The sequence below is a fragment of the Mongoliibacter sp. genome (assembly GCF_007692705.1).
Classification (GTDB): Bacteria; Bacteroidota; Bacteroidia; order Cytophagales; family Cyclobacteriaceae; genus Mongoliibacter.
This window is the reverse complement of sequence record NZ_REBN01000161.1, coordinates 17,755-41,202: the sequence shown is the minus strand read 5'-3', so window position 1 is coordinate 41,202 and position 23,448 is coordinate 17,755. Positions and strand designations below refer to the sequence as shown.

Sequence of the window (23,448 nt, the reverse complement as noted above, 5' to 3'; positions counted from 1 at the left end):
TAATAACTGTAATTTTCACAAAACCTGGTTTCAAATAATTTTTTTAAAAAATAATTCAGGTTTTTTATGTAATTGTTGTTTTTGGGAATCAGACAAGAAAGTTCTTGTTTCATTGAAAAATCAATAATACTGTGTAAGGCAAAACCTTCAAAATAATCTTTGGTTGGGTTTTGACTAGTCGTGGTTTTCTCCACCAATATGTTTTTCTTCTGTAAGAAGGTGAACCTTTACTTTTTTGATTCTTTTGGTGTCTACTGCCATGACCGTAAATTCAAATATATCAAACTTGATTTTTGACCCATTCTTTGGAAAATTGGAATTCAACTCCAGTAACAAACCGCCAAGAGATTCGCTTTCTCCTTTGACATCGTCAAAGATCTGGGCATCAATTTCAAGCTTTTTACAAAAATCATTCAGTGATACCTTACCTTCAAAAATAAACGTTTTCGCATCAATAGCTTTAAAGAAAAAGTCTTCGATATCGTCGAACTCATCATTGATTTCTCCGATGATCTCTTCGATTAGGTCTTCTAAAGTCACTAAGCCGGATGTACCTCCATACTCATCTACTACTATGGCCATATGCACCCTTTTCTGTTGAAAGTCCTTCAACAGGCTGTCTACCTTTTTATTTTCGGGAATGAAAAAACCCTTCCGGACCAAGCTTTGCCACTGAAAGTCCTCGTCATGGTCAATGTGGGGCAATAAGTCCTTGATATAGAGTATTCCTTCAATATTGTCGATGGTTTCGCTATAAACCGGAATCCTCGAGTAGCCGCTCTTATTGATCTTATCCATCAGTTCATGAAAGTCCATATCCATATCAACTGCGGTAATGTCCATCCTGGAGCGCATTACTTGTTTGACCGAAAGTGTACTGAAGTTTACAATGCCTTTCAATATGTCCTTTTCCTCTTCTGAGGTGTCTTCTGTGGTAATTTCCAAAGCCTGATTCAATTCATCAACAGATAGTGAATACCCTTTCCGTTCTATTTTTTGTTCTATGACATTGGATATGGACAATAGTAAAAACGTGAGTGGCTTTAGGATTATAGAGAAGAAATAAATGTATGGCGCCATCAAGAGTGAAAACTCTACATTGGCTTTTGTGGCATACACCTTGGGTACAATTTCCCCAAAGAAAACAATCGCAAAAGTAACACCTATGGTTTGGACCACAATGATCAATATTCCTGTCGCATTAAATCCAAATAAAGTCCAAGCCAAAAAGGTGGTAAGCGTTACCATGCCGATATTGATCATATTATTGAGGATCAATATGGTACTGAGTAGGTTTTTTGGAGATTCGATAAGGGATATTGCCCGTGAAGATCTGGTATCAGCTTTATCTTGAATATTTTTTAAATCTTCTGAGCTAAGGGAGAAAAAAGCAACCTCAGATCCTGACACAAGGCCAGAGAATATAAGCAACGAGACAAAAATTAATGCATTTAATATAAGATAGCTGACCGAAACCTGATTGATTTCAGCCAGCAATGTAATACTCGGGTATGGGTCGTCCATCAATTTATTAAGATGATGATTGCAAAATTAAACATTTCCCAATCAATTCTTCAACTATTTGGCTTAGAAGGGTAAATCATCTTCCTCTTCCGGGCCTTCAGAGACCGCGCTTGGCGCTGCCGCTTTTGCTGTTTGTTGATTATATCCACCACCTTGCGGTGCACCGCCTGCATTGTCAGGCCTTCCCCCCAACATGGTAAAACTCAGTACACGGATCTTCATCCTTTTACGGTTATTACCCTGCTCATCTTGCCAGGTATCTGACTTGATTTTTCCTTCCACAAATAGCTGACTACCTTTTTTGAGGTATTGTTCAGCAATTCTTGCCTGACCATCCCAGAGCTCAAGATCGTGCCATTCGGTATTTTCTACCCTGTTTCCCATCTTGTCTTTGTAAGCTTCGGTGGTTGCTAATCTTAGATTTGCAACTACTTTGTCGCCTTCCAAATGCTTCACTTCTGGGTCTGCCCCTAAGTTGCCTACTAAAATAACTTTATTTACTCCGGCCATAACGTTAATTGTTTAAAGGTTTAACAAAAAGTTTATGATTAAAATTAAGTATTATTTTTCATCGTTCAAATACTTCAATATCAGTCTGGGTTTTCCTAAAGCCTCAAGCTTATAGGACTCTACTAACTGAAATCCTGATGCTTTTGTCCAATCATTTAGTTGTTTAATCTGACTGGGGTCAATCACAAACATTACAAAGTTGGCGAAAATTCTTTGATGGGTAAGGATATGTTTATAAGTATGTGAAGATTTTTCGACATTAAGTGTCCCAAGTTTTTTTAATTCAGAAACAAAGTCGGGTAAATATTCCTTTAGCTGGCTTTTATCCGCAATTTCAGCCATGGGAAAATCAAATAAACCTTGCCAAATATCTCCTTCTCCTCTTTTTTTGACAACGATGAAATCCCCACAAGTAATATGGGCATACTTAAAATACCTTTCCCGGATTTTGAGTTTCTTTATTTTAACCGGGAGTTCAGCAACCTTTTTTTCTCTAAAGGCTATACATCCTGTTCTAAGTGGACATTCTGAGCAATCTGGGCTTTTGGGAGTGCACTGTAGTGCACCAAATTCCATGATTGCCTGATTGAATGTACCAGGGAATTCATCTGGAATAAGCATATTCGCCAAATCTTCGAATTCTCGTTTTCCGGCAGGACTCGCAATATCAGTGCTGATGCCAAAGTATCTTGATAGTACCCTAAACACATTTCCGTCTACAACTGCAACAGTTTGTCCAAAGGCAAATGAAGCAATCGCTGCAGCAGTATAAGTACCTACGCCCTTCAATTGCAGCAGTTCTTTATAATTTTCCGGAAAATTCCCCCCGAATTCATCCACAACCATTTTGGCACATTCGTGAAGATTCCTTGCCCTGCTGTAATAACCCAACCCCTGCCATAACCTCATCACTTCTTCGGACGGAGCATGGGCAAGGTTTTCAACTTTTGGGTAATTTTCCGCAAACCGCAAAAAATAAGGTAGCCCCTGAGCTACACGGGTTTGCTGCAAAATGATTTCTGATAACCAAATGATGTACGGGTCTTTCGTATTTCTCCATGGCAAATCCCTTTTGTGTTGGGGATACCAGTCCAATAAAGTATTGACAAAAGGGTGCAAACTCAAAACGCTATGAATTTTTAATGTGATGGCAATGTTAAACAATTCAATCTTATTTTGGGCTTTTTGTTTTTATATTGAATTGCTTCCGTTAAATTTGCAGTCCCAAAATTAGTTGGTTAATAGGTCGTTAAGCTTATTTGATAATAATTTAAATTAATTAAACAGTGACTAAAGCAGAAGTAATCACCAAGATTTCGGATAAAACCGGCATTCAGAAAGACGATGTAACTCAAACTGTTGAGGCATTCTTCAAAGTGGTAAAAGATTCCATGGCAGAAGGCGAGAATATTTACGTAAGAGGATTTGGAAGCTTCATCAACAAGAAGAGAGCGAGAAAAATTGCGAGAAACATCTCTCAAAATACCGCTATTGTTATCGATGAGCATTATGTTCCGGCTTTTAAGCCATCCAAAGTATTTATCGAAAAGATAAAAAACAGTAAAAAAATTAAAGAACTGGCACCTCAGGATTAATCCTGAGTGCTTTTTTCCTTATGAAAAAATCCCAAATCATTGTTCTAATTGTTGGAGTAGTCAGTATTGCGATTCTATTTTCGCTTCCTACTGCTGTAGTGGACAACGATGAAGGAAATTCGGAAATCAGAGCCGATTCAGATAGCGAAGCACCAGACGCGACGGTTCTTCATGATGCTGAAATTTCCCCTGATATCCGAAACAAGATCTCTTCTTTGACCGAAAGGATGGAAAAGGAGTCTGATAGGGAAAAAGTCATTTCTTTGGCAGAATCATTGGCATCAGAATATGAGCAGGCTGGAAAATTTGATTCCGCAGCCTACTATCTGGAACGCGCAGCTCTAAAGTTTGAAGACAAAGAGCTATGGGAAAAAACAGGTACTGCATATTATGAAGCCTATACATTTGCCTTAAACGAACAAAAAATAGCTTATCTTGCAGACAAAACAAGGAGCTATTTAAATAAAGTGTTGGATAAAGATCCTTCACGATTGGACTTAAAGACCAAGGTTGCCATGACATATGTGTCTTCCAACAATCCTATGCAGGGCATCACCATGCTTAGGGAAATACTTGAAGCGGACCCCACCAACGAGGATGGTTTATTCAATATGGGAGTACTTTCTATGCAATCAGGCCAATATAAGAGGGCTGCCGAACGATTTGAAGAACTTGTACGTTTTCATCCAGATAACATTCAAGGTCAGTTCTATCTCGCTGTCAGCTACTTTGAGTCCAAACAAAACAATAAAGCAAAAAAGCAATTTCAGGAAGTAAAAAACATTACCGAAGACCCTATGGTCCTTGCAAGTGTTCAGAGCTATCTTGATAGGTTATAAATAATTGTTCCACTTTAAATCTTTAAAAATATGCCTTGCGGTAAAAAAAGAAAAAGACATAAGATCGCTACGCACAAGCGTAAGAAGAGACTTAGAAAAAACAGACATAAGAAGAAGTAATTAATTACTTCTTCTTTTTGAGTTTTTACACAACACGTTCATTTATATTTTAAAATCAGACACGATTGAGCACAGAATTATTAATTGATTCTACTCAAAGCGGTAGTCGAATTGCCCTTCTCAAGGACAAGAATCTGGTAGAACTCCACTCAGAAGGTGGAGAAAACCAATTCAAAGTAGGTGATATATACTTAGGGACAGTCAGAAAAATCGTCAATGGGCTGAATGCAGCTTTTATTGACGTGGGGTATGACAAGGATGCTTTCCTGCATTATCAGGATTTGGGTCCTCAGATCAACAGCCTCAACAAGTTTACCAAGCTGGTCCGAAACAACAATTACCCAAATGTCAATCTTAAAGGATTTGAGAAAGAAGCTGATATAGAAAAGCTTGGAAAAATCTCCAATGTATTTTCTAAAAACAATCAGGTTTTGGTGCAGGTGGTCAAAGAACCCATCTCCACTAAGGGGCCAAGACTATCGTGTGAGCTCTCCATCGCCGGTCGCTATTTGGTTTTGGTACCATTCTCCGACACTGTCAATGTATCTAAAAAGATTCGTAGTGCAGAAGAAAGAAAAAGATTGGTTCGCCTCATTACCTCCATCAAACCTGCCAATTTTGGTGTTATCATCAGAACGGTAGCCGAAAGTCAGTCAGTTACAGAACTTGATAAAGATCTGAGAAATCTCCTGACTACTTGGGAAGATGGAATGAAGAAGCTCAACAAAGCCAAAAACCGGGATAAAATAATTGGAGAGATGAGTATGGCTTCCTCTATTATCAGAGACCTACTCAACGAATCGTTCGATGCAATCACCGTAGAGGATGAATTGATCTATGATCAAATCAGGTCTTATATCAGGTCTATTGCCCCTGAAAAGGAAAAAATAGTTAAGCTTTTCAACGGAAAAGCAAAGCTCTTTGAAAATTTTGGAATAGAAAAGCAAATCAAAAGCTTGTTTGGTCAGACTATAAGTCTTCCACAGGGTGGCTATCTCATTATTGAGCATACTGAAGCCCTTCACGTTATAGACGTAAACAGTGGAAACAAGTCCAACCAGGAAAGCGAACAGGAAATGACGGCTTTAAAAACCAACCTGGTCGCAGCTAAAGAAATTGCCAGACAATTGCGCCTCCGGGATATGGGAGGAATCATCGTCATTGACTTCATAGACATGAAAAAAGCTGATAACAAAAAAGCTATTTTTGATGCCATGAAAAGTGAAATGTCGGATGATAGGTCCAAAAACACTGTACTGCCACTGACCAAATTTGGTCTGATGCAAATTACCAGGCAGCGTGTAAGACCGGAAGTCAACATTGTCACCAAGGAAACCTGCCCTTCATGTAATGGAACAGGAAAGATCCAAGCCTCTATATTGGTGGCTGATCAATTGGAAAAAGACCTTGAGCACATAGCTACTATTCAAAATGTTTCTAACATCCACATTGGTCTACACCCTTATCTTTATGCCTACTTCACCAATGGGCTGATTTCACAAAGAGTAAAGTGGTTTTTCAAATACCTTAAGTGGGTAAAACTGATAAAAGATTCTTCCCTACCTGTGACGGAATACCGATTCCTAGACGAATCAGGTGAAGAAATAGAACTAACTGTAAAAAGCGAGACTGAATAGTCTCGCTTTTTTTATGCTTTTTTAGAAAAAAGTCAGTTGTAAATTAAACCCAGCCTCAGTTTTAGTCATTTCTGTATTTTACCTGCAGTCCCCTCAAAAAATACCTCAAAACCTGATCTTTGCAGTCCCGGTATTGGCTTTGAGTGGGTTTTCTGAAAATTGCACTCAATTCATGCTTGGAAAATCTGAAATCAGCATCATCAAGGATCTGAAGAATGTCCTCGTCCTTAAGTTCCAAGGCTATCTTCAATTTTCGGAATATCGTGTTATTGTTTAGCCTTTTTTCAGGGACAGGTTCTTTTCCGTCCTGTTTGCCACGATGCTTGATGATAAACCCATTTAAAAAAGCGGCCAAATCTATATCATAAATCGGCTTATATGCTTCATCTTCTTCTTTTTTGAGCCAATTGCTTACCTCTTCCCTGTCGGTTTCTCTTCCTCCCTGCTTAAAAAGCTTTATCATTTGATCGTCACCATAATCAAAGGTGTACCTGAGAGACTTTAAAATATCATTGTTATTCATATTGCAATTTAAACCGTACTGAGCAAAATTCCCGAAGGATTTCAGATTTCATTAATGGGAAATTTTTGGACGCAGGGGAGATATACCCAATCAAACTGAAAAAATCAACGCTATGGACTCAAGTAATGTAATTTCTGTCAACTCAAGTCCTCAAGAACTCCCTTTTCAAAGGGTATTTACCGGACAGAATAACTAAGACGCATGGTAATAGAAGCTGTTTTTTCTTTTGAACTTGTATTGAAGGTCCCTCCCCAGGAATACTCCTCATTGGAATTTTGGCCGGTAATCTGAAAAATACCCATGTTGGCTGAAATCAATTTACCTAAAGTAGCCCCCGAATTCTCTGCGATTTTTTCCGCCCGCAATCTCGCATCTTCGGTAGCTTTGGAAATCATCTCTATTTTCAGACTTTCTAATTGGGTGTAATAATACCTGGGTGCTTGAGAATAAAATTTGACTCCTTGGAGCAAAAGTTCTGTGACCTCTCTTGAAACCTGTTCTACTTTTTCTATGTCTTTGGATTCTATCTGAAGAGACTGATTGAGCTGATAACCTCTTAAAGTCTGTCCTATATAGTTTCCCGTACTGCTATAATTTTGCTCATACATAGGATTGGTGTTGACTGCATTAAAAATGACCTGTGTCTCAGGAATTCCCTTTGAAACCAAGTATTCAAGGACAGCTTTTCGATCCTTCTCCAAATCTGCATAAGCATTTTGTATATTTAAATTTTCTCTGCTGAAATTCCCTTCCCAGACGACTAAGTCAGAACTGAAATTTTGCTGCCCCAAGCCGGTGACTTCAATGGCGCCAGAACGCTGATGCCTATTGATAAAAGCATTACCTAGTAAAGCTGAAGCCACAATAATAGCCAAGGAAAAAATAAAGGCTGATAAATGCTTTTTCATAGATAGGGATTAAATGACTTCGTCAATTTACATTAATCTTTGCTTGAAATCCACCTCTTTGGGATTTTCTAAGTTTATCAGGTAGCCGTTCACCAAGGCAAATTTCAACTCTCCGTCTTTGGCTAGGAAAAAATTGGGAGCATTTCCAATACTTATCATTTCGGGAATCTCAGTTTGATTTTTGAGTACCAATAAAGGCAATCCGTGTAATTCGTCACCTTCCTTCACTTTTATAGCCAAAAAGCCCTCTCGAAGAAGTTCAAAAGATTTCTCCTTACTGATTGCGTCTGAACTCTCAAAAGTCTCTTCGAATACTTTCCCCTGTACAATTTCAAAACCTGACGCATCCAATTCTTCATACCCGTAAAAAATGGATAGGTCTCCCATATCATCTATGGAACCCGTAACATAAAAATCCCCCTTTACGTCAGACTCTTTTCTCTTTATTCCAATATCGGCTTTGTACTGGAAGACACCTTTGCTGAGCTGGAGGTTGCGGATAATCACATCCATCAGGCGGAAGGAATTATCAGGGATCGCATAGTAAGTTTCTAGGCTGTACTTCCCGTAACTTTCATTGGCTATCTGCTGTAATGCATGCAGCATAGCCAAGAAATTCAATTTTCTTATTTCCTGTTTTTCGGGATCGTTTGGAAATCCACCTGACTCAATAAGAATGGTACTTGTTCCCCATTTCTGAATATTGTCTCCGAATGCTCTAGGTTCAAACGCATCGTTGTATTTACCTACATGACCAGGTACCACTTCCTGCAATAATTCATTCATGCCTGCAATTACCTGCATAGCCCTTTTTCTTACGTCATTTACTTCCGTCTCATAATTAAAAGCAGGCGCCAAAACCGAGATTGTAGCAGGTTTTTCGGTATCTCCTACAGTGTAAAATGTAGATTGATCATGTAAGTTGAAGCCAAATTCCGGAGAAAATGAGTCTCTGGCATTTTTCAGCAATACTGCTTCCGGAGAAGCAAGGCTGATTGCATCCCTATTCAGGTCAATGTCAAGTGCATTTCTTCTGATCCACCTGTCCATTCCATCAGGATTTACTATGGGGATAAATCGTATGGTCAGTTCATTTTTCAAAAAAGTTCTCAGCTCATCATAGTCATCATCTTTTCCTTCAATAAAATTGGAAAGATCAAACAGGGCCATGGTAGCGGTACTTTCATTACCATGCATCTGAGACCAAAGCATCACCTTGGTGGGGCCATTCCCCCAAGTCATTTGAAATATGCTTCTACCCTCCACAGATTTTCCGATTTCTTCTACCTGAAAATCATCATTCGCTCTGTCCCTGATCAATGGCATCACCTCAGCATGTTTAAACCTCCTTTGCGAAACACTTTCTTCTTTGTACTTTTCATAGGCATCAAAAAGTTGCGAAGAATCCAACTCCTGGAATTTTTTCTCAGGCTGACAAGCTCCAAAGAGAATCAATATTGAAAATAACGATAAGGCAGTATAAGAGAAGATATTGGCTTTCATAAACTAAGTTTGCTTGTATTTATTACGCTAAGTTAGGAACTTAGCCAAAAAAATAGATTTACTTTTGCCATATTCAGAAAAATTTAAAAATGAAGCTTTCGTATTTTATTAAAGATCTACCCCTAAAACACACCTTTACGATCGCCCATCAAAGCCGTGATGTACAGGATACAGTGATTGTCAAATTGGAGGATGGGGACTTTTATGGGCTTGGTGAAACCACCACCAACCCGTTTTATGGGATGACAGCAGAAAATATCTGTGAAAACCTGCAGGCAGTTACAAGAAAAGTCGAATCCCTGGATTGGGAAAATCCTGCTGCCCTTTGGGATTTATGTAAAGATGATTTTTCTAAAAATCCCTTTGCTCAATGCGCCTTGGATATGGCCGCATGGGACTATTACACAAAGAAAAAAGGGAAGAAATTGTATGAGTACCTTAATTTGGATCCAAAAAAAATACCAACCACCAACTTTACCATCGGAATAGACAACGTAGCAAAAATGGTAGAGAAGATGAAAGAGGTGGATTGGCCATTGTATAAAATCAAACTGGGAACTGATCATGACCTTGAAATCATCCGGGAACTGAGGAAACATACCAATTCCGTTTTCCGCATTGATGCCAACTGTGCCTGGACAGCCGACCAAGCAATTCTTTATTCTGAAGAATTGCTAAAGCTCAATGTGGAATTTATGGAACAACCCTTGGGGAAGGATGATTTGGAGGGGATGAAGGAGGTTTTTAAGTACTCCAAACTGCCCGTCATCGCCGATGAGAGCTGTATCGTAGAGTCTGATGTAAAAAAGTGTTCGGGACTTTTTCATGGTATCAATATCAAATTGGTAAAGGCAGGAGGAATCACCCCTGCTTTACGCATGATAGAAGAGGCAAAATCACTTGGCATGAAAACAATGGTAGGCTGTATGACAGAATCCTCCGTAGGCATCACTGCCATTGCGCATATTGCTCCGCTTTTGGATTATGTGGATATGGATGGAGCAATGTTGCTTTCCAAAGATATCGCCAAAGGGGTGAAAATTACCCCTGAAAAAGTCACATTTCCAGAAGGAAATGGAATAGGGGCGGAGTTGGTTTAAAGGATATTGGAAATGATATTTATGGATATTGGGATACTAATTACCATGTATCTCAAATTCACATGCCGGTTGGATATAGATTGATATTGTAGTAAAAAACTATAGGCTTATGAGCTACCAGATTGAATTTACTGATCAAGCTTGATTTGAAAAGTTAAAGAAATCAGTAAATATTTGAAGTGAAAGTTCTATTCAACTGATAACTTTAAAAATGCCAATTCATCATCCATATTCTCGAAAATCCAAATCTGCCCGTCTTTGACAAAATGTTTTAGCGGCTTTTTATTCAGATTTGGCACCAATGACTCAGCCACTAAATTAAAATCCTTGTCAAAAACACTTAAAAAAACATTTGCTCCAATTGGCTTGAAGGCTCCGTTTTCTTCCTTATCATCTCCAAATTTTTCCATGGTGGAAAACCTGAGGTAACGTTCGTTTTTAGGATCCCAGAGCATCTTTCCATAATTGATGTCCTCATCAATTTTTTTACTGACTTCCCAGTGTTGGCTTGACTGGAAATCTACCTGTTTTGGAGGGATGTATGTTTTCTTACTTCCTATCAAGGGTCCATCCCAAGACTTAAACATTAGGCCACCTGATGAAAAATCGTGTATGTAGGCTTCATTAAAAACCAAATTGCTTACTACAATTATATTTCCTGCATCTAGGCTGTGCGTTCCTGTGCCAAAAGCACCTACAAACTGACCTTCATACATCAGCTCAACAGCATAGTCATCTAGATTTTTTAATTCTGGAAGCTCGATTTTTTTGTAAGTTTCTTTGTCAATATCCAGATCTAATAAAAAATAACTTCTGTCCTCCCATTTAATGTAAAATCCAACATACCGGTTTTTGTCATTGGGGTTTTCATACAGTGCCATCAGAAATGCATCCGATTCCTTGATTTCATCCGCAGTGATTTTATCAAGATTTAGGTTTTTTACCAGTTGCCCACCCTGGTCAAATACAGCACTTAGTCCATAAGACCAGATCATAATTTGTTCCTCCGAGGTGATGGAAAAATTGGAAATAAATGTTCCTATTCCGTTTGGGCCTTCTTTTTCAAACTTGATCTTCTTATCTAAAACAAGCCTATCCAAGTCAATTTTTTCAAGCACGGCATCGTTTCTGTTGAAGTTGAAAAGGTATCTGCCATCTGCTGAAATATCAGAAAGCCAAAGATTTTCCCTCAAGTACAGAAAATCTTCCCCGGCATCCACCATCACCGTATCCATACTGATGGTAAGGTCTTGATAAATATTTCCGGATTCCTTACCGTCATTGCCTCCACATGCGGCCAAAAAGATCGCTGAAAGTCCAAAAATCAGCTTTTTCATAGTTGCTGTGGTTTTTGATTTCTCAAAAAGAAGCTAATTAAAAGTTTACCTAAAATGGATTATAAATTTGGTAAACAATAAAGTTTAAACTAAAACTCCCCTCTATATTAAACGAAACCTATAAAACATCCAACAACTTATAGTTTAAAAATTTTCTTTTTCTGAAGCGGTGGTGTTGTACCAAATGGAAATATGCCGTTGGTAAGACCTTGGCTTCTCCGTAGGCTCAAGATATCGATGATTTTCGCTGATATCCACGTTGCGGATTCGTTGCAAGAAATAAATCTGCGAATATCTGCGTGATTCCGATTCTCGGAACAAGTTCCTCGGGACTAAAAAATAAAAGAATATGCAAGCAGTGAGTGAAGACACTCACTGCGGCGATATCCCTTCCCTAACTTCGGAATGTTGTTGATACAACTGCACCATTCAAAATCTGTGTTAATCTGCGCCATGTGTGGTTAATTTATTTTCAGTGATCCTCAGATCTTTAATTAACCGCTGATCCACACAGATTTCCACAGATGTCTGCGGCCGCTGTTCCTGTCTCCACGAACGGCTTGAGGGAAATATGTCTCACTCCGTTCGACATGGCATGGTGAAGCTTTTCACTCTCTTTGCCTTCTGCGCAATCCCGATTCGGGACAAGTTATGCGTGAACCCTTTTTTCTCCCTTACCTAAAAAGCCTCTCCAATAAAGAAATAAAACCCGGTTCCTTCCTGCGTGAAAGCCACATCAAGCCGGGTATAGATATCTTTTTTGGGAAAAAGTAAAAAACGTAATCCACCACCTGCCGACCAGACTACTTTATGAATCGCTGCCTTGGAAAAATCAGGGAAAACTGTTCCTGCTCCTGCAAAAGCAGCAGCCCCCAATCTATCGGTAAAACCTAAAGGCAATGGCAGCATCCTGAACTCTACCTGCGTAGCGATTTGATTTCTATCTCTGAATCGACCTAGATAATAGCCCCTCATCATACTGTCACCACCCATTAAGGCCAGTTGATTGAAGGGAACCTCTCCCGTATTGAATTGCCCAAGAAGTTGTGCCGCGATGACATTATTTTTGCCAACAGGTCGGTAAATCCTATTGTCTGATATGATGGTTTGAAAGCCGAAGTCGCTGAATGCCGGCATATATTTGAGGTAGGCTAACTCGGAAAAAATCCCTTTGCGTACGTTGAGGACATTATGGCGATCATCATAAACCAGCCCCAAACCCAAACCAAAATTATCTGAACCTTCGTTGCCAAGAGGAAGATTGATATTCTGCTGTTCACTGGCAATTTTGAAATCCACGCTCGAAATCCTTTGGTAATCAAATTCCAAACCAAAATATAGGTTTTTCCTCAGTTCACGAAGCACCCTCTCTTTGATCAGAACCTGATTGGCATCGACCAAAGCAATATAATCCTTCGGGGAATCCATGCCTATCCCATGGTAAAAAAGAGGGAAACTCTGAATCCGTATCCGCCCCAAAAAAAACCATTTATCCAAGTCAGAATAAATAGCATGATCAAACCAAATCCCGTATTGATTTTCAAGAGTAACAAAAGTGAAGCCGTTGATTTCACTGAGCCTGTTGGTGGTATCTCTCTTAGCGTAATATACATAAAGGGAGGAAAGACCTATTTCCCAGCTGGTTTCAGGTGCATAAGCAATGGTTGGATAAACCAAAAATTGGGGTTTACTGATATCCGAAGTATCCATTAAAATACTATTGATGTACCGGGAAAAAAAACTCTGCGCCTGAACGTATTCTGCAGAAAGCAGAATAAGGAGCAGGGGTATCAGTAATCTTTTAACCATGGCATTCATAAAATTGAAATCGAGCATACACCGGGAGTATCTCTATAAGGAGTGAGGGGACATCATGCTAAGTTCCTTTGACAAAAAGAAAACTCTTATAAACATAAGAAATGTAAAGCCAAAGTTCTAAATCGTCTAATAAAGGATCATCCTATTTTTCAGTTTAGGCCATACCTGCTATTTGAACCTGACCATCTTGCCATATGCTTTGGAGGTCATCTCTTGGGGAATATTATCCGAAATCTCCCTATAAAGTAATTCTACAAGCTTTTTCTTCAAAAAACTCCTGGTCAAAATAATGCTTACTTCTCTCGTAGGTTCTTCGCCTTCAAACTTCCTCAACCTACTTCTTTCTTCTTCATTTAAAGAAATGGTTGCCAATTCAGGCAATAGAGTTACCCCTGTGTACTGATTAACCATATTTCTCAAGCCTTCTAACGATCCACTTTCGTAATGGAAGTTCATCCGTTCAAACTTGGTTTGGTCACAAAGATTAAGTACTTGGTCTCTAAAACAATGTCCATGTTGAAGCACCCACATATCCTCAGGTTTTAAGTCAGAGACTTTCAGTTCCTTTTTTTCCAAGAGCTTATGGTCTTTGGATAAATAGGCGTAGAATTTTTCATAAAAAATGGACTTCTCCACAATTCCTGGCTCGGAAAGAGGCGTAACAACTATTCCCAAATCCAACTCATCGTTTTTCAATTTTCGAAGAATTTCATCTGTCACGTTTTCTTCCACCTGCAATTTGACTTTGGGGAATTTTTCCAAAAACGATTTGATAAACCTATGAAGAAGATAAGGTGCCAAGGTGGGAATAATGCCTATTTTGATCACACCACTTACATCCCCTTTTAGCTGCGCCAAAAGTTCATATATCCCCTTACTTTCAGAAACCACCCTTTTTGCCTGTTCTATTACCTGCATACCAATCTCTGTTGGAATCACAGGCATTTTTGTTCTGTCAAAGAGGATCACATCCAATTCCCTTTCCAACTTACTTACTTGGGCACTGAGTGTGGGCTGGGTCACAAAGCAGGACTCTGCCGCATGACCAAAATGCCTTTGCTTGTCTACTGCGATGATATACTCTAGCTGTTGGATTGTCATAATATTTAGAAAAAAGCCACCATACTGTATAGAAGCCCATTTTACCGGGTGTGGCAAATATAAAAATCTTTTTCTTTTTATTTAGATTTGATTTAAATAATGATTAATTTCGCCTTCAAATTGATATCTATTATGTTGAAAACAATCCTAAAAACAACACTAATAACCATATTCGGAGCCATCCTGTTTTCCTGCGGAAGCGGAGAAAAAGAAGATGTAGTCAATGTGTATACGCATAGACATTACGAAGCAGATCAACAGCTGTTTGACAAGTTTACCGAAGCCACCGGCATCAAGGTAAATGTCGTATCTGCCTCTGCTGATGAACTTATCCAAAAACTGGAACTCGAAGGAGCAAGTTCTCCTGCTGACGTTTTGATTACAGTAGATGCTGGAAGGTTGCATAGGGCAGAAGAAAAAGGATTGCTTCAATCGGTTTCTTCAGAAACTTTGGCGTCCAATATTCCTTCCAAATTTAGAGATCCTGATGGATTTTGGTTTGGTTTGACTTACAGGGCTAGGATCTTAGCTTACAGCAAAGAAAGGGTAAATCCTGAAGAGCTTAGCACTTATGAAGCTTTGGCAGAGCCTGAGTGGAAAGGTAGAGTACTTACACGTAGTTCTGAGAACATTTACAATCAATCCCTTTTGGCATCTGTAATTGCTCATCATGGTAAAGAGGGTGCTCAAGAATGGGCCACTGCACTTTTAGCCAATATGGCCCGAGACCCAAAAGGTTCGGATAGGGATCAGGTCAAAGCAGTTGCAGCAGGTGAAGGGGATGTAGCAATTGTCAATACTTATTATATCGGAATCATGTTGAATGACTCCAATGAAGAAGAAAGAAAAGCTGCAGAAAAAATTGCAATTTTCTTCCCTAATCAGGATGACAGAGGCACGCATATCAACATTTCAGGTGCTGGAGTTACAAAATATGCTCCAAATAAAGAAAATGCAATCAAACTTATTGAATTCTTATCTAATGCTGAATCACAAGAATTTTTGGCAAATATCAACTTTGAATACCCTGTCAATCCAAATGTGGAATTTTCACCAATGTTGAAAAACTGGGGTGATTTTAAATCAGATGACCTTAACCTTTCAGTATTGGGCGATAACAACAGTGATGCAGTGGTCATCTTCGATCAGGTAGGCTGGAAATAACCCGGAGTTTTGAATACAGTTAAACGCAATTATTATTGGTGGAATAAGTGGACTGGCTACTCATTGCTGATTTTGCTGTTGATAGCTACACCATTATTTACCATTTTCTTCAAATTATTTGAAAAACCAGGAGGGAGTTGGTCGCATATTGCGAACAATCTCCTTTTTGGTTATTTTCAGAACACTATCCTTATCCTATTAGGGGTAGCTGCCCTCACTTTTCTTTTGGGCGTAAGCACTGCATGGCTAGTCTCCAATTATGAATTTCCAGGAAGGCGATATTTTGAATGGTTGCTGATTCTGCCACTTGGATTTCCCGGCTATATCATGGCCTATACCTACGTGGGTATTTTGGACTATACCGGGCCCATACAGGTGTTTTTAAGAAACAGCTTTGACATACACATCAAGGGCAGCTTATTGGATATTATGAATTTGCCAGGTGCCATATTCATCCTTTCCATTACGCTCTTTCCGTACGTATTTTTGATTTCGAGGTCGTCTTTTGTACAGCAGAGCAAGACTTTGCAGGAAGCCTCTTTTTTATTAGGCAGTAACAGGTTTGAGACTTTTTTTAAAGTAGCCTTACCTATGGCTAGGCCGGCAATAGTTGCCGGGATTGCTTTGGCATCCATGGAGGTGTTGAACGATTATGGAACAGTAAAATATTTTGGAGTAAGCACTTTCACCACAGGGATTTTCAGGGCTTGGTTTTCCATGGGAGATGCAGGCACTGCCATTTACTTGGCCGCTATTCTTATGGTTTTTGTATTTGTCATATTATACCTTGAGTCCATCCAAAGAGGTAACAGGCAATATTCTTCGGGAAAAGATGTCCAAAAGCCTTTGGTTAGGTTGCATCCTACCCTGGGAAAGAAAATCTTTTATACAGCACTTTGTGGCTCTATTTTCCTCTTAAGTTTCCTTTTTCCTTTTCTTCAGTTATTACACTGGGTAAGCATGACCTATTCCAAGGTAGTCAACCAGGATTTTTTCCTGTTGATTTTCAGAAGTTTTGGACTAGCTGCCATAAGTGGGGTAATGATCGTTATCCTTTCAATTGTTTTACTTTATGCCTTAAGGTTAAGTCCATTTAGGTGGGTTAAAAACATTACAAAGATAGCCACGCTAGGCTATGCAGTACCTGGAGCAGTGATTGCTGTAGGAGTGATGATACCATTTTTGGCTTTTGACAAATGGGTTTTTGCTACTTTTCTTTCCTCAAAAGCAGCCGGCTTATTTCTATCGGGAACTTTATTTGCCCTAGTTTTTGCTTATATAGTCAGGTTTATGGCAGTAGGCTACAATCCTGTGGAAGCAGGCTTTCAAAAAATAGGAATTCACGTCAATGAAGCAAGTAGGCTTTTAGGAACAAGAAGTACCAAAACCCTCTGGAAAATAGATTTGCCACTTATCAAAACCAGTCTAATCTCTGGGATATTGCTGGTTTTTGTAGATGTATTGAAAGAATTACCCTTAACTTTGATCCTGCGCCCATTCAACTATCAAACTTTAGCTACGAAGGCATTTGATATGGCTACCAACGAAATGATCGCTGAGTCTGCCAATGCTGCCCTGATCATTATCCTGACTGGCATCATACCTATCATTTTCCTTAATAGGCTGATCAAAAAAAGAGAACTTTAGAAAAACAGGATGAGGATTCTTTCACTCAAGCAAATTTCAAAAAAATACCAACAGGCAAAAGATTTTGCCGTCAATGATGTTTCTTTCGAGGTGGAAGAAGGAGAAATACTAGCGCTTATCGGTGAAAGTGGCTCTGGCAAAACCACTGTACTGAGATTGATTGCAGGATTAGAGCACCCCGATGCAGGAAGCATTTCCCTGATGGGTCAGGTGATAGTAGAAGGCAAAAGGTCAGTACCTGCACATGAAAGACAGGTGGGTATGGTTTTTCAAGACTATGCCTTATTTCCACACTTGACCATTTTGGAAAATGTGAAATTCGGCCTCAAAAAAAACGTGAGTGACCCGCTTCAGGTAGCCAAAGATACCCTTAAACTTGTAGGACTCACCGATGATTATGAAAAGTATCCTCATCAACTTTCTGGCGGACAACAGCAACGTGTTGCACTGGCTAGGGCAATCGCGCCCAACCCAAAAATACTCTTGATGGATGAGCCTTTCAGTAATCTTGATGCCATGCTCAAAGATCAGGTACGGGAAGAAATTCGTCAAATCATCAAAAAGACAGGAGTCACCGCAATTTTTGTGACTCATGACACCAAGGATGCACTATCTACCGCAGATAGAATTGCCATCCTCCACAAGGGATACCTTCAGCAGATTGATATTCCAAAAAACCTTTATGAAACCCCTATCAACCCTTACGTAGCCAATTTTTTCGGTAAAAGAAATGAAATCATGGCTGTGCCGAGAGAAGATGGTTTTCACACCACTTTTGGGTTTATTACTGATCCTCTAGCAAAAAAGTACAAAGAAAAAGTCAGGCTGATATTCCGGCCTGAACATGGGGAAGTGGTTCGGAGAGATGGGCAGCAACTCAGCGGTAGGATTGTCAAAATTTCCTATTTTGGAAGCCATCAAATGGTAAAATTAGCCGATGAAGAGGGCAAAAGGGTAACCATCCGGACCAATCCCGGACGGTCATTTGAAGGAATGGAAAGGGCCTTTTTTTACCTATGGAAATACGATGTGGAAGCCGCATTTTAAACACCCGCATACACGATCAAGGAAAGCCCAATTATAAATAAGAGGAACATTCCTCCCAAAAGGAAATTGGTGTTTTTGGGTGCAGTCTTAAATTCTCTCCAGATAAATACCCCCCAAAATGCAGCTACTAAAGTTGCACCCTGACCAAGTCCATATGAAATGGCAGGACCGGCTTTTTCTGCTGCTATGATGCTAAACGACATCCCAACACACCAGATTATCCCTCCAAGAATTCCTACCAAGTGTACCCCAAGCCCCCCTTTGAAATAGTCTGTCGCTTTTAGTGGACCTCCCTCTATGGGTTTGCGCATCAATATGGTATTGAAAATGAAGTTACTGAATAGTATTCCTATGGAAAATATGAATACAGCCCCATAAGGGGTGAACTTTCCTCCTGCTGGATTGCTGAAATCCAAAGACATAGACTGGGCTACAAAAAAGTAAAAGAAGGACATCAAAAACCCTCCTGCCAAAGCCAACATCAAACCTACCTTCGGACTCTTTTGGGAACTCTGTGCCAGCTTTTTATAGGCAAAGGCATCCATGACGATCGCCATCACAACTAAAGCCACCCCAAAAAACAATAGTAAGGGGTCTCCCTGCTTTTCCGAAATATAATTGACAACCACACCCAATACGAGAGCAAGTCCGATTCCAACCGGAAAAGCTACAGACATGCCAGCATAGGCAATCGCTGCCACTATAAGAATATTGGCTAAGTTGAACACGACACCTCCAACAAATGCGAGGGTATAGCTTTTGGAATCAGCCTGAAAAAGATCTTCCATAAAACTCCTTCCTGCATCCCCTGTGCTTCCAAGTGTCAGCCCAAATACCAGGGACAAAAGGACGATTCCTATCACATAATCCCAATAGAAAAGCTCAAATCTCCAAGAAGACCCGGCAAGTTTTTGGGTATTTGCCCAAGAACCCCAACATAGCATCGTAATGATACAAAAAACTACAGCCAGTGAATATGATTCTATGATATACATGACAAGGCTTATTTAGGGTCTACTAATTTGTAATTATCCAGCGTCTGATAAAAGTCCTGCATGACGGCATCTCTATCGAAATTTTCCCAAACCCAGATCTTTCTTGGATTATCTGGTCTTTCCACCCATTGGTTGTCTATCAAAATCGGTGCAGGGATTTCTGATTTTTCTCCCCATTTTGGGTTTTTTAAAATTGCTGCAGCTACCATGTCAAACAATGCTCTTGAGGGAGGGTCACCATGATAATCTATATGCTGAAAAAGGCTGACTGCATAGTCTCCAAAATTATAATACTCACCTCCATGACGGCCTGTGATGGGGTCTTCAATTTGAGGCCCCATGCCGGGCATTTGATCATTGATTTCGGATTGGGTGACCTTTACGGCATCTGTTCCGCTGGGCTCTCCATAACGCACCGTCACCATTTCAAATGGAACGTTAGTATTCAAGACATAATTCATGGAAACCGTATCGTTATCTTGATTGTATTCGCCTGGTTTTGGATAGTTGGAACCCAACCAAACTACCCTCATCTTTTGGGCAATGCTAGGGTCTTTTTCTAAAGCCAATGCTACATTGGTCAGCTTACCGACAGCGAGCAGTATCAACTCCTGATCATGACTCCGATTAGCTTGCTCAATAATAAAGTCCACTCCTGCTTTTCCGTCAAAATCAGCGTCACTGATAGTTTCTTTGATATTGGCAAATGAACCATCTGCTCCTTTCAGTAGAGGTATCTGCCCATATCGCTGACCTAATTGAAGAATTCGCTTGGCTTCCTCGTATTGTTCATCTATGTCGCCACCATTAAAAGTCGCATTGACTGTTATTCCTTCCAGGTCAAAGGTTTCGCCATTGACCAGTATATACATCTGGGCAAACTGGTCATCCAGCTCATTGTTGGCATCGGTATCATAAATCAACCTTATTTTTGGCTTTGCTTCTTCTTCAGATTGTTTAGCTTCCTTATTCTCCTGCTGGCAGGAGCATAACAACAGTATGCAGATAATCGGTAAGAGATAGTACTTCTTCATGTGCTTTTAGGTTTATTTTTGTGCTTCTATAATTACTCTTCTGTAAGTGGTGAGTGAAGGGGTTCCATTATCTTCCACTTCCAGTATCACGTGTATGCTTGAATTTCCAATATCCTTGGGTATGATTAGTTTTTGCATGGGCTGGGAGGGAGATGATATTTCGAAATTTCCCGTATAGCTATCCGCCATATTATACCTGAACCAATTGAAGGAAAGAGCATCTTCATCTGGATCATAAGATGAAGTGGCATCTAAGGTGACTTCCTCTCCCGGTGCTACAGATAGTTTGATAATCTGATCCGAAGGATAGTCAGTGATTACGGCTACAGGCTCGCGGTTAACCTCTCCAGGCTCTTTCACAGACCAAAGTAGACGGTTTTTAAAACTGTTTGTAACTGCCATATCCCATCTGCTCAGTTCCTCTTGTGCTACATCACAGGTAGCATAGTAGTTTTCAGGAAAACTACTTCCCATAGGTTTAAACAAACTACCCCAGCTTCCCTGAGTGGGGTCAAGCGGATCATTCAATCCAAAGACTGAACTCAAAAGGTAAAAATAGGAAGGACTGTCTCCCTCACCGCCATTGTCATAAATCTCGGACATGGGTCCATGACCATTAACATCCGCAGGACTTACGGGCTTTTTCCAGTTGGGATCCCTGCTCCATACGTAGTGCCAAAAGTGTCCATTGTCATACATTACTGAACCCAATGTAACTGGTTCATATCCATAGGTGGGGATGGCCGTTCCAAAGTCTGCACAGGTTTCCTCCTGCATTTTTACAAAATCCGCAAAAAACTCGAAGGAGATGTCCTGAAAAAGTATTCCAAACAAGTGAATCTTTGGAAGCAGTTCTCTGAATCTTTCTTCACCGTGTTTTTCGCGAAAACGATACATTGCCTGCACAAGGGTGATGGTTCCTCCCCAAGCTTGTACGAAAATATGCCGCTCATCATCCTTTTCGAAAATCTCTACCAAAAAGTCACTGCCTTCAGAATCTTTAGGTTCCTGATTAGGGGTCATTCCTTCACCAATCCAATCATGGTAATACACAGAATCCCACGAACTTGTCACATAGCGTTCTGCTATGTTGTCAGAAAATTCCAATGTATTGGTTAGCCAAACAATAGGCAATGCTCCTCGTCCTTGTTTGGTTATTGCCATCAAATCTTCATATTCGGGTAGATCCGGATCATGCTTGTGCAGTTGAGGTAACTCGTCTTTATAAGCACTTAAAATAGACATGGCCTTATCCCAAGGCCCCGTTTCGTCGTGTTTAAAGTCAGGAAGCTGATTGGTGACTACCATGGCTTCCAAATCAAAATAAGAAGCATAGTACAAATACCTGATTAAAGAATTGCCATCGTCATGGGTCATATCCGTCAGAATTACTGTTCGGATTTTTTCTTTTTCCAAAACCTTCCCCTTTTGATCCGTAGATTCACAAGCGATTAGGAATAAAATCAAGATAGGAAGAAAAGGTAGGCTTTTGGTCATTTGATTTTGGTCTAAATTGTTCTACAAAGCCATTTCTGAGCTTATTGATAATATTATAGGTACATCTTGAAAGTTGAACTTAAATGAAGAATTTCATTCAAAATCCACCATAGGGCCACCAAGGGTTTTTGTAATAGGGAGATTCCACCATTACCTCCTGGCCTTTTGTCATGTATATAAGTCTAACCTTGATCCAATGGGTTGAAGATAGGAATTCATTTTCCAGGTTTTTTGTGGATAACTCTTTTGTTAATTCTGAATAGGTAGCCACTACCTGATTGTTAATTATCACTTCAAAGCTTTGGATGACCATTGCACCAGGTACATTTTCCATTTCCACTTGGATGGATTCCCCGATTTTCTCTGAAAATTTCAAATCCAAATAGGGAGTACCTTCACTTCCGGTGATCTCTGCCAATAGTTTGAAAAAATCCCTCTTACGATCAGAAGAAAGCTGCCAGTTGACAGGAATACTTTGGTATCCCTGATTGTAAAGCTCATTTTCTTCGGGTAATCTAAAATCAAAAAAGCCCCAGCCAGTATAGCTTCGGACGCTTGCTGCAAAGTTGTTTCCTTGATCCTCCCAACCTTGATTTGGATTTCTCCATGGAATATCATCTTCATTATTCACCAACGGCTTTGGACTGTACACATTTTTTCTGCGGATTTCTTCAGAGATCTCTGCTATCCTATTTGGATCATCAACTCCATTGCCATGAATTAATATAAAGTCTGAAGCTTCCACGATTTTGTCTGTAGGCACATGGCCTCCTGCCAAAGAAGTGGATACATATAAGCTCCTTCCATACTTTTCTTGTTCTTTGGCCAGCATGATCAACTCGGGCACCCTGTCACATTTGAGAATATCATGATCATAGGCTCCTACAGAACACTCATTATTGATTTCGATAATGACATTGGAATAACCTTTCTCCAAAACCCAAGTCACAGCATTCCTGACTGCGTTTTTGACCGCTCTTTCATCCTTTAAATTCTGGTCTTCGCCAAAATAAAAAAGGCCCAAAATGACCACCATTCCCAATTCATCTGCACGGTCAAGGATCCGTGCTGTTCTATGCATAAAAGAATCCCTTAAAGAGCCGTCTGGATTGAATGCAGAATTGTCCCAGGGAAAATTATTGCAATAACCAAAAGGGCACCCTCCCTGAAGATTCAGCGTAAAACCCATCAAGCCATGGGCATACCAGGCAGGCATGGCTTGGATAAACTCATCTGTGTTGCGGTCGGGATCCCATTCTTGGGTATCAGGATAGGCCCACTGCCCACGAGTATCCTTATTAAGGTCATCAAAAACTCCCTGAACCATTCTGGAATTAAACAAAAGGCCTTCAATAGGAAATGCTTCACCCTCTGCCGTATTCCATACTCTACCCTCAAAGATTGGTTTTCCATTAATATGGAATTTTTCACCTTCAATACTTACTGCTGTCTTCCTTTCGGTTTGAGCAAAACCTGAGGAGAGAGAATTGAAGTTAAGGAATATAGAAATATAGAAGAGAGCGAATCTGATTTTCATGATTTTAGTCGG

The 23,448-nt window shown here is 39.9% G+C and carries 21 protein-coding genes; 7 read left to right on the top strand and 14 right to left on the bottom strand.

Going from position 1 to position 23,448, the window contains the following annotated elements; all coding sequences use genetic code 11:
• From EA341_RS10560 to mutY, 4 genes are all read right to left on the bottom strand, one after another.
• On the bottom strand, window positions 1-194 hold a 194-nt coding region (locus tag EA341_RS10560; protein ID WP_293013914.1), incomplete at its 3' end, for a hypothetical protein.
• Window positions 175-1,524 (bottom strand): gliding motility-associated protein GldE, encoded by a 1,350-nt coding sequence (gene gldE / locus EA341_RS10555; protein ID WP_293013912.1) that lies wholly within the window; start codon window positions 1,522-1,524, stop codon window positions 175-177. The genes gldE and EA341_RS10560, both read right to left, overlap by 20 nt.
• A 63-nt stretch (window positions 1,525-1,587) precedes the next feature.
• The gene (gene ssb, locus EA341_RS10550; protein ID WP_293013910.1) at window positions 1,588-2,034 is read right to left on the bottom strand and encodes a single-stranded DNA-binding protein; all 447 of its coding nucleotides are present in this window, start codon (window positions 2,032-2,034) and stop codon (window positions 1,588-1,590) included.
• Window positions 2,035-2,085: 51 nt separating this feature from the next.
• Complete coding sequence (gene mutY, locus EA341_RS10545; RefSeq protein ID WP_293013908.1) at window positions 2,086-3,159, bottom strand: A/G-specific adenine glycosylase; 1,074 nt, start codon at window positions 3,157-3,159, stop codon at window positions 2,086-2,088.
• A 161-nt stretch (window positions 3,160-3,320) separates the two neighbouring features.
• On the opposite strand from mutY, the gene EA341_RS10540 reads away from it, so the two are divergent.
• From EA341_RS10540 to EA341_RS10530, 3 genes are all read left to right on the top strand, one after another.
• Entirely contained in the window at window positions 3,321-3,629 is a 309-nt protein-coding gene (locus tag EA341_RS10540) for an HU family DNA-binding protein (protein WP_293013906.1), read from the top strand.
• A gap of 20 nt (window positions 3,630-3,649) precedes the next feature.
• A complete protein-coding gene (locus tag EA341_RS10535) occupies window positions 3,650-4,468 on the top strand; it encodes a tetratricopeptide repeat protein (RefSeq protein WP_293013904.1) in 819 nt (272 codons plus the stop codon).
• 185 nt (window positions 4,469-4,653) lie between these two features.
• Window positions 4,654-6,225 (top strand): Rne/Rng family ribonuclease, encoded by a 1,572-nt coding sequence (locus EA341_RS10530; protein WP_293013902.1) that lies wholly within the window; start codon window positions 4,654-4,656, stop codon window positions 6,223-6,225.
• Between the two features lie 61 nt (window positions 6,226-6,286).
• Here the strand turns inward: EA341_RS10530 and EA341_RS10525 are convergent, their stop codons facing one another.
• From EA341_RS10525 to EA341_RS10515, 3 genes are all read right to left on the bottom strand, one after another.
• Window positions 6,287-6,748 carry a DUF1456 family protein gene (locus EA341_RS10525; RefSeq protein ID WP_293013900.1) on the bottom strand — a complete coding sequence of 154 codons (462 nt, stop codon included), beginning with the start codon at window positions 6,746-6,748 and terminating at the stop codon, window positions 6,287-6,289.
• 176 nt (window positions 6,749-6,924) lie between these two features.
• On the bottom strand, window positions 6,925-7,656 hold the full coding sequence (locus EA341_RS10520) for an SIMPL domain-containing protein (protein WP_293013898.1): 732 nt from the start codon (window positions 7,654-7,656) through the stop codon (window positions 6,925-6,927).
• Window positions 7,657-7,683: 27 nt separating this feature from the next.
• Entirely contained in the window at window positions 7,684-9,159 is a 1,476-nt protein-coding gene (locus EA341_RS10515; protein WP_293013896.1) for a M14 family zinc carboxypeptidase, read from the bottom strand.
• Window positions 9,160-9,248: 89 nt separating this feature from the next.
• Between EA341_RS10515 and EA341_RS10510 the strand changes: the two genes are divergently transcribed.
• Entirely contained in the window at window positions 9,249-10,259 is a 1,011-nt protein-coding gene (locus tag EA341_RS10510; RefSeq protein WP_293013894.1) for a dipeptide epimerase, read from the top strand.
• Between the two features lie 188 nt (window positions 10,260-10,447).
• Here the strand turns inward: EA341_RS10510 and EA341_RS10505 are convergent, their stop codons facing one another.
• From EA341_RS10505 to EA341_RS10495, 3 genes are all read right to left on the bottom strand, one after another.
• The gene (locus tag EA341_RS10505) at window positions 10,448-11,596 is read right to left on the bottom strand and encodes a DUF4221 family protein (RefSeq protein ID WP_293013892.1); all 1,149 of its coding nucleotides are present in this window, start codon (window positions 11,594-11,596) and stop codon (window positions 10,448-10,450) included.
• 678 nt (window positions 11,597-12,274) lie between these two features.
• On the bottom strand, window positions 12,275-13,405 hold the full coding sequence (locus EA341_RS10500; protein WP_293013890.1) for a BamA/TamA family outer membrane protein: 1,131 nt from the start codon (window positions 13,403-13,405) through the stop codon (window positions 12,275-12,277).
• A 177-nt stretch (window positions 13,406-13,582) separates the two neighbouring features.
• Window positions 13,583-14,515: a hydrogen peroxide-inducible genes activator gene (locus tag EA341_RS10495; protein WP_293013888.1), complete on the bottom strand. Its 933-nt coding sequence runs from the start codon at window positions 14,513-14,515 to the stop codon at window positions 13,583-13,585.
• A 99-nt stretch (window positions 14,516-14,614) separates the two neighbouring features.
• Between EA341_RS10495 and EA341_RS10490 the strand changes: the two genes are divergently transcribed.
• From EA341_RS10490 to EA341_RS10480, 3 genes are read left to right on the top strand one after another with little or no spacing between them, the layout of a single operon-like run.
• Window positions 14,615-15,679: a Fe(3+) ABC transporter substrate-binding protein gene (locus tag EA341_RS10490; RefSeq protein ID WP_293013885.1), complete on the top strand. Its 1,065-nt coding sequence runs from the start codon at window positions 14,615-14,617 to the stop codon at window positions 15,677-15,679.
• Window positions 15,680-15,688: 9 nt separating this feature from the next.
• Window positions 15,689-17,326, top strand: a complete 1,638-nt coding sequence (locus EA341_RS10485; protein WP_293013883.1) for an iron ABC transporter permease — start codon at window positions 15,689-15,691, stop codon at window positions 17,324-17,326.
• 9 nt (window positions 17,327-17,335) lie between these two features.
• Window positions 17,336-18,373, top strand: a complete 1,038-nt coding sequence (locus tag EA341_RS10480) for an ABC transporter ATP-binding protein (protein WP_293013881.1) — start codon at window positions 17,336-17,338, stop codon at window positions 18,371-18,373.
• Here EA341_RS10480 and EA341_RS10475 read toward each other — a convergent pair.
• The 4 genes from EA341_RS10475 to EA341_RS10460 all read right to left on the bottom strand — a co-directional run bounded on the left by EA341_RS10475 (window position 18,370) and on the right by EA341_RS10460 (window position 23,436).
• The gene (locus tag EA341_RS10475; protein ID WP_293013879.1) at window positions 18,370-19,368 is read right to left on the bottom strand and encodes a GRP family sugar transporter; all 999 of its coding nucleotides are present in this window, start codon (window positions 19,366-19,368) and stop codon (window positions 18,370-18,372) included. The two genes, EA341_RS10480 and EA341_RS10475, sit on opposite strands and share 4 nt — an antisense overlap.
• Before the next feature lie 8 nt (window positions 19,369-19,376).
• The gene (locus tag EA341_RS10470; RefSeq protein WP_293013878.1) at window positions 19,377-20,402 is read right to left on the bottom strand and encodes a nucleoside hydrolase; all 1,026 of its coding nucleotides are present in this window, start codon (window positions 20,400-20,402) and stop codon (window positions 19,377-19,379) included.
• Between the two features lie 12 nt (window positions 20,403-20,414).
• Window positions 20,415-21,899, bottom strand: coding sequence for a nucleoside hydrolase-like domain-containing protein (locus tag EA341_RS10465; protein ID WP_293013876.1), 1,485 nt, complete (start codon window positions 21,897-21,899; stop codon window positions 20,415-20,417).
• A 97-nt stretch (window positions 21,900-21,996) separates the two neighbouring features.
• Window positions 21,997-23,436 carry a hypothetical protein gene (locus EA341_RS10460; protein WP_293013873.1) on the bottom strand — a complete coding sequence of 480 codons (1,440 nt, stop codon included), beginning with the start codon at window positions 23,434-23,436 and terminating at the stop codon, window positions 21,997-21,999.
• Window positions 23,437-23,448 lie beyond the last annotated feature (12 nt).

Coding starts and splice junctions, on each gene's coding strand:
- EA341_RS10480 (WP_293013881.1), top strand. CDS start 17,336: ATGAGGATTCTTTCACTCAAGCAAATTTCAAAAAAATACCAACAGGCA.
- EA341_RS10495 (WP_293013888.1), bottom strand. CDS start 14,515: ATGACAATCCAACAGCTAGAGTATATCATCGCAGTAGACAAGCAAAGG.
- EA341_RS10505 (WP_293013892.1), bottom strand. CDS start 11,596: ATGAAAAAGCTGATTTTTGGACTTTCAGCGATCTTTTTGGCCGCATGT.
- EA341_RS10525 (WP_293013900.1), bottom strand. CDS start 6,748: ATGAATAACAATGATATTTTAAAGTCTCTCAGGTACACCTTTGATTAT.
- gldE (WP_293013912.1), bottom strand. CDS start 1,524: ATGGACGACCCATACCCGAGTATTACATTGCTGGCTGAAATCAATCAG.
- EA341_RS10500 (WP_293013890.1), bottom strand. CDS start 13,405: ATGGTTAAAAGATTACTGATACCCCTGCTCCTTATTCTGCTTTCTGCA.
- ssb (WP_293013910.1), bottom strand. CDS start 2,034: ATGGCCGGAGTAAATAAAGTTATTTTAGTAGGCAACTTAGGGGCAGAC.
- EA341_RS10515 (WP_293013896.1), bottom strand. CDS start 9,159: ATGAAAGCCAATATCTTCTCTTATACTGCCTTATCGTTATTTTCAATA.
- EA341_RS10520 (WP_293013898.1), bottom strand. CDS start 7,656: ATGAAAAAGCATTTATCAGCCTTTATTTTTTCCTTGGCTATTATTGTG.
- EA341_RS10510 (WP_293013894.1), top strand. CDS start 9,249: ATGAAGCTTTCGTATTTTATTAAAGATCTACCCCTAAAACACACCTTT.
- EA341_RS10475 (WP_293013879.1), bottom strand. CDS start 19,368: ATGTATATCATAGAATCATATTCACTGGCTGTAGTTTTTTGTATCATT.
- EA341_RS10490 (WP_293013885.1), top strand. CDS start 14,615: ATGATTAATTTCGCCTTCAAATTGATATCTATTATGTTGAAAACAATC.
- EA341_RS10470 (WP_293013878.1), bottom strand. CDS start 20,402: ATGAAGAAGTACTATCTCTTACCGATTATCTGCATACTGTTGTTATGC.
- EA341_RS10460 (WP_293013873.1), bottom strand. CDS start 23,436: ATGAAAATCAGATTCGCTCTCTTCTATATTTCTATATTCCTTAACTTC.
- EA341_RS10465 (WP_293013876.1), bottom strand. CDS start 21,899: ATGACCAAAAGCCTACCTTTTCTTCCTATCTTGATTTTATTCCTAATC.
- EA341_RS10535 (WP_293013904.1), top strand. CDS start 3,650: ATGAAAAAATCCCAAATCATTGTTCTAATTGTTGGAGTAGTCAGTATT.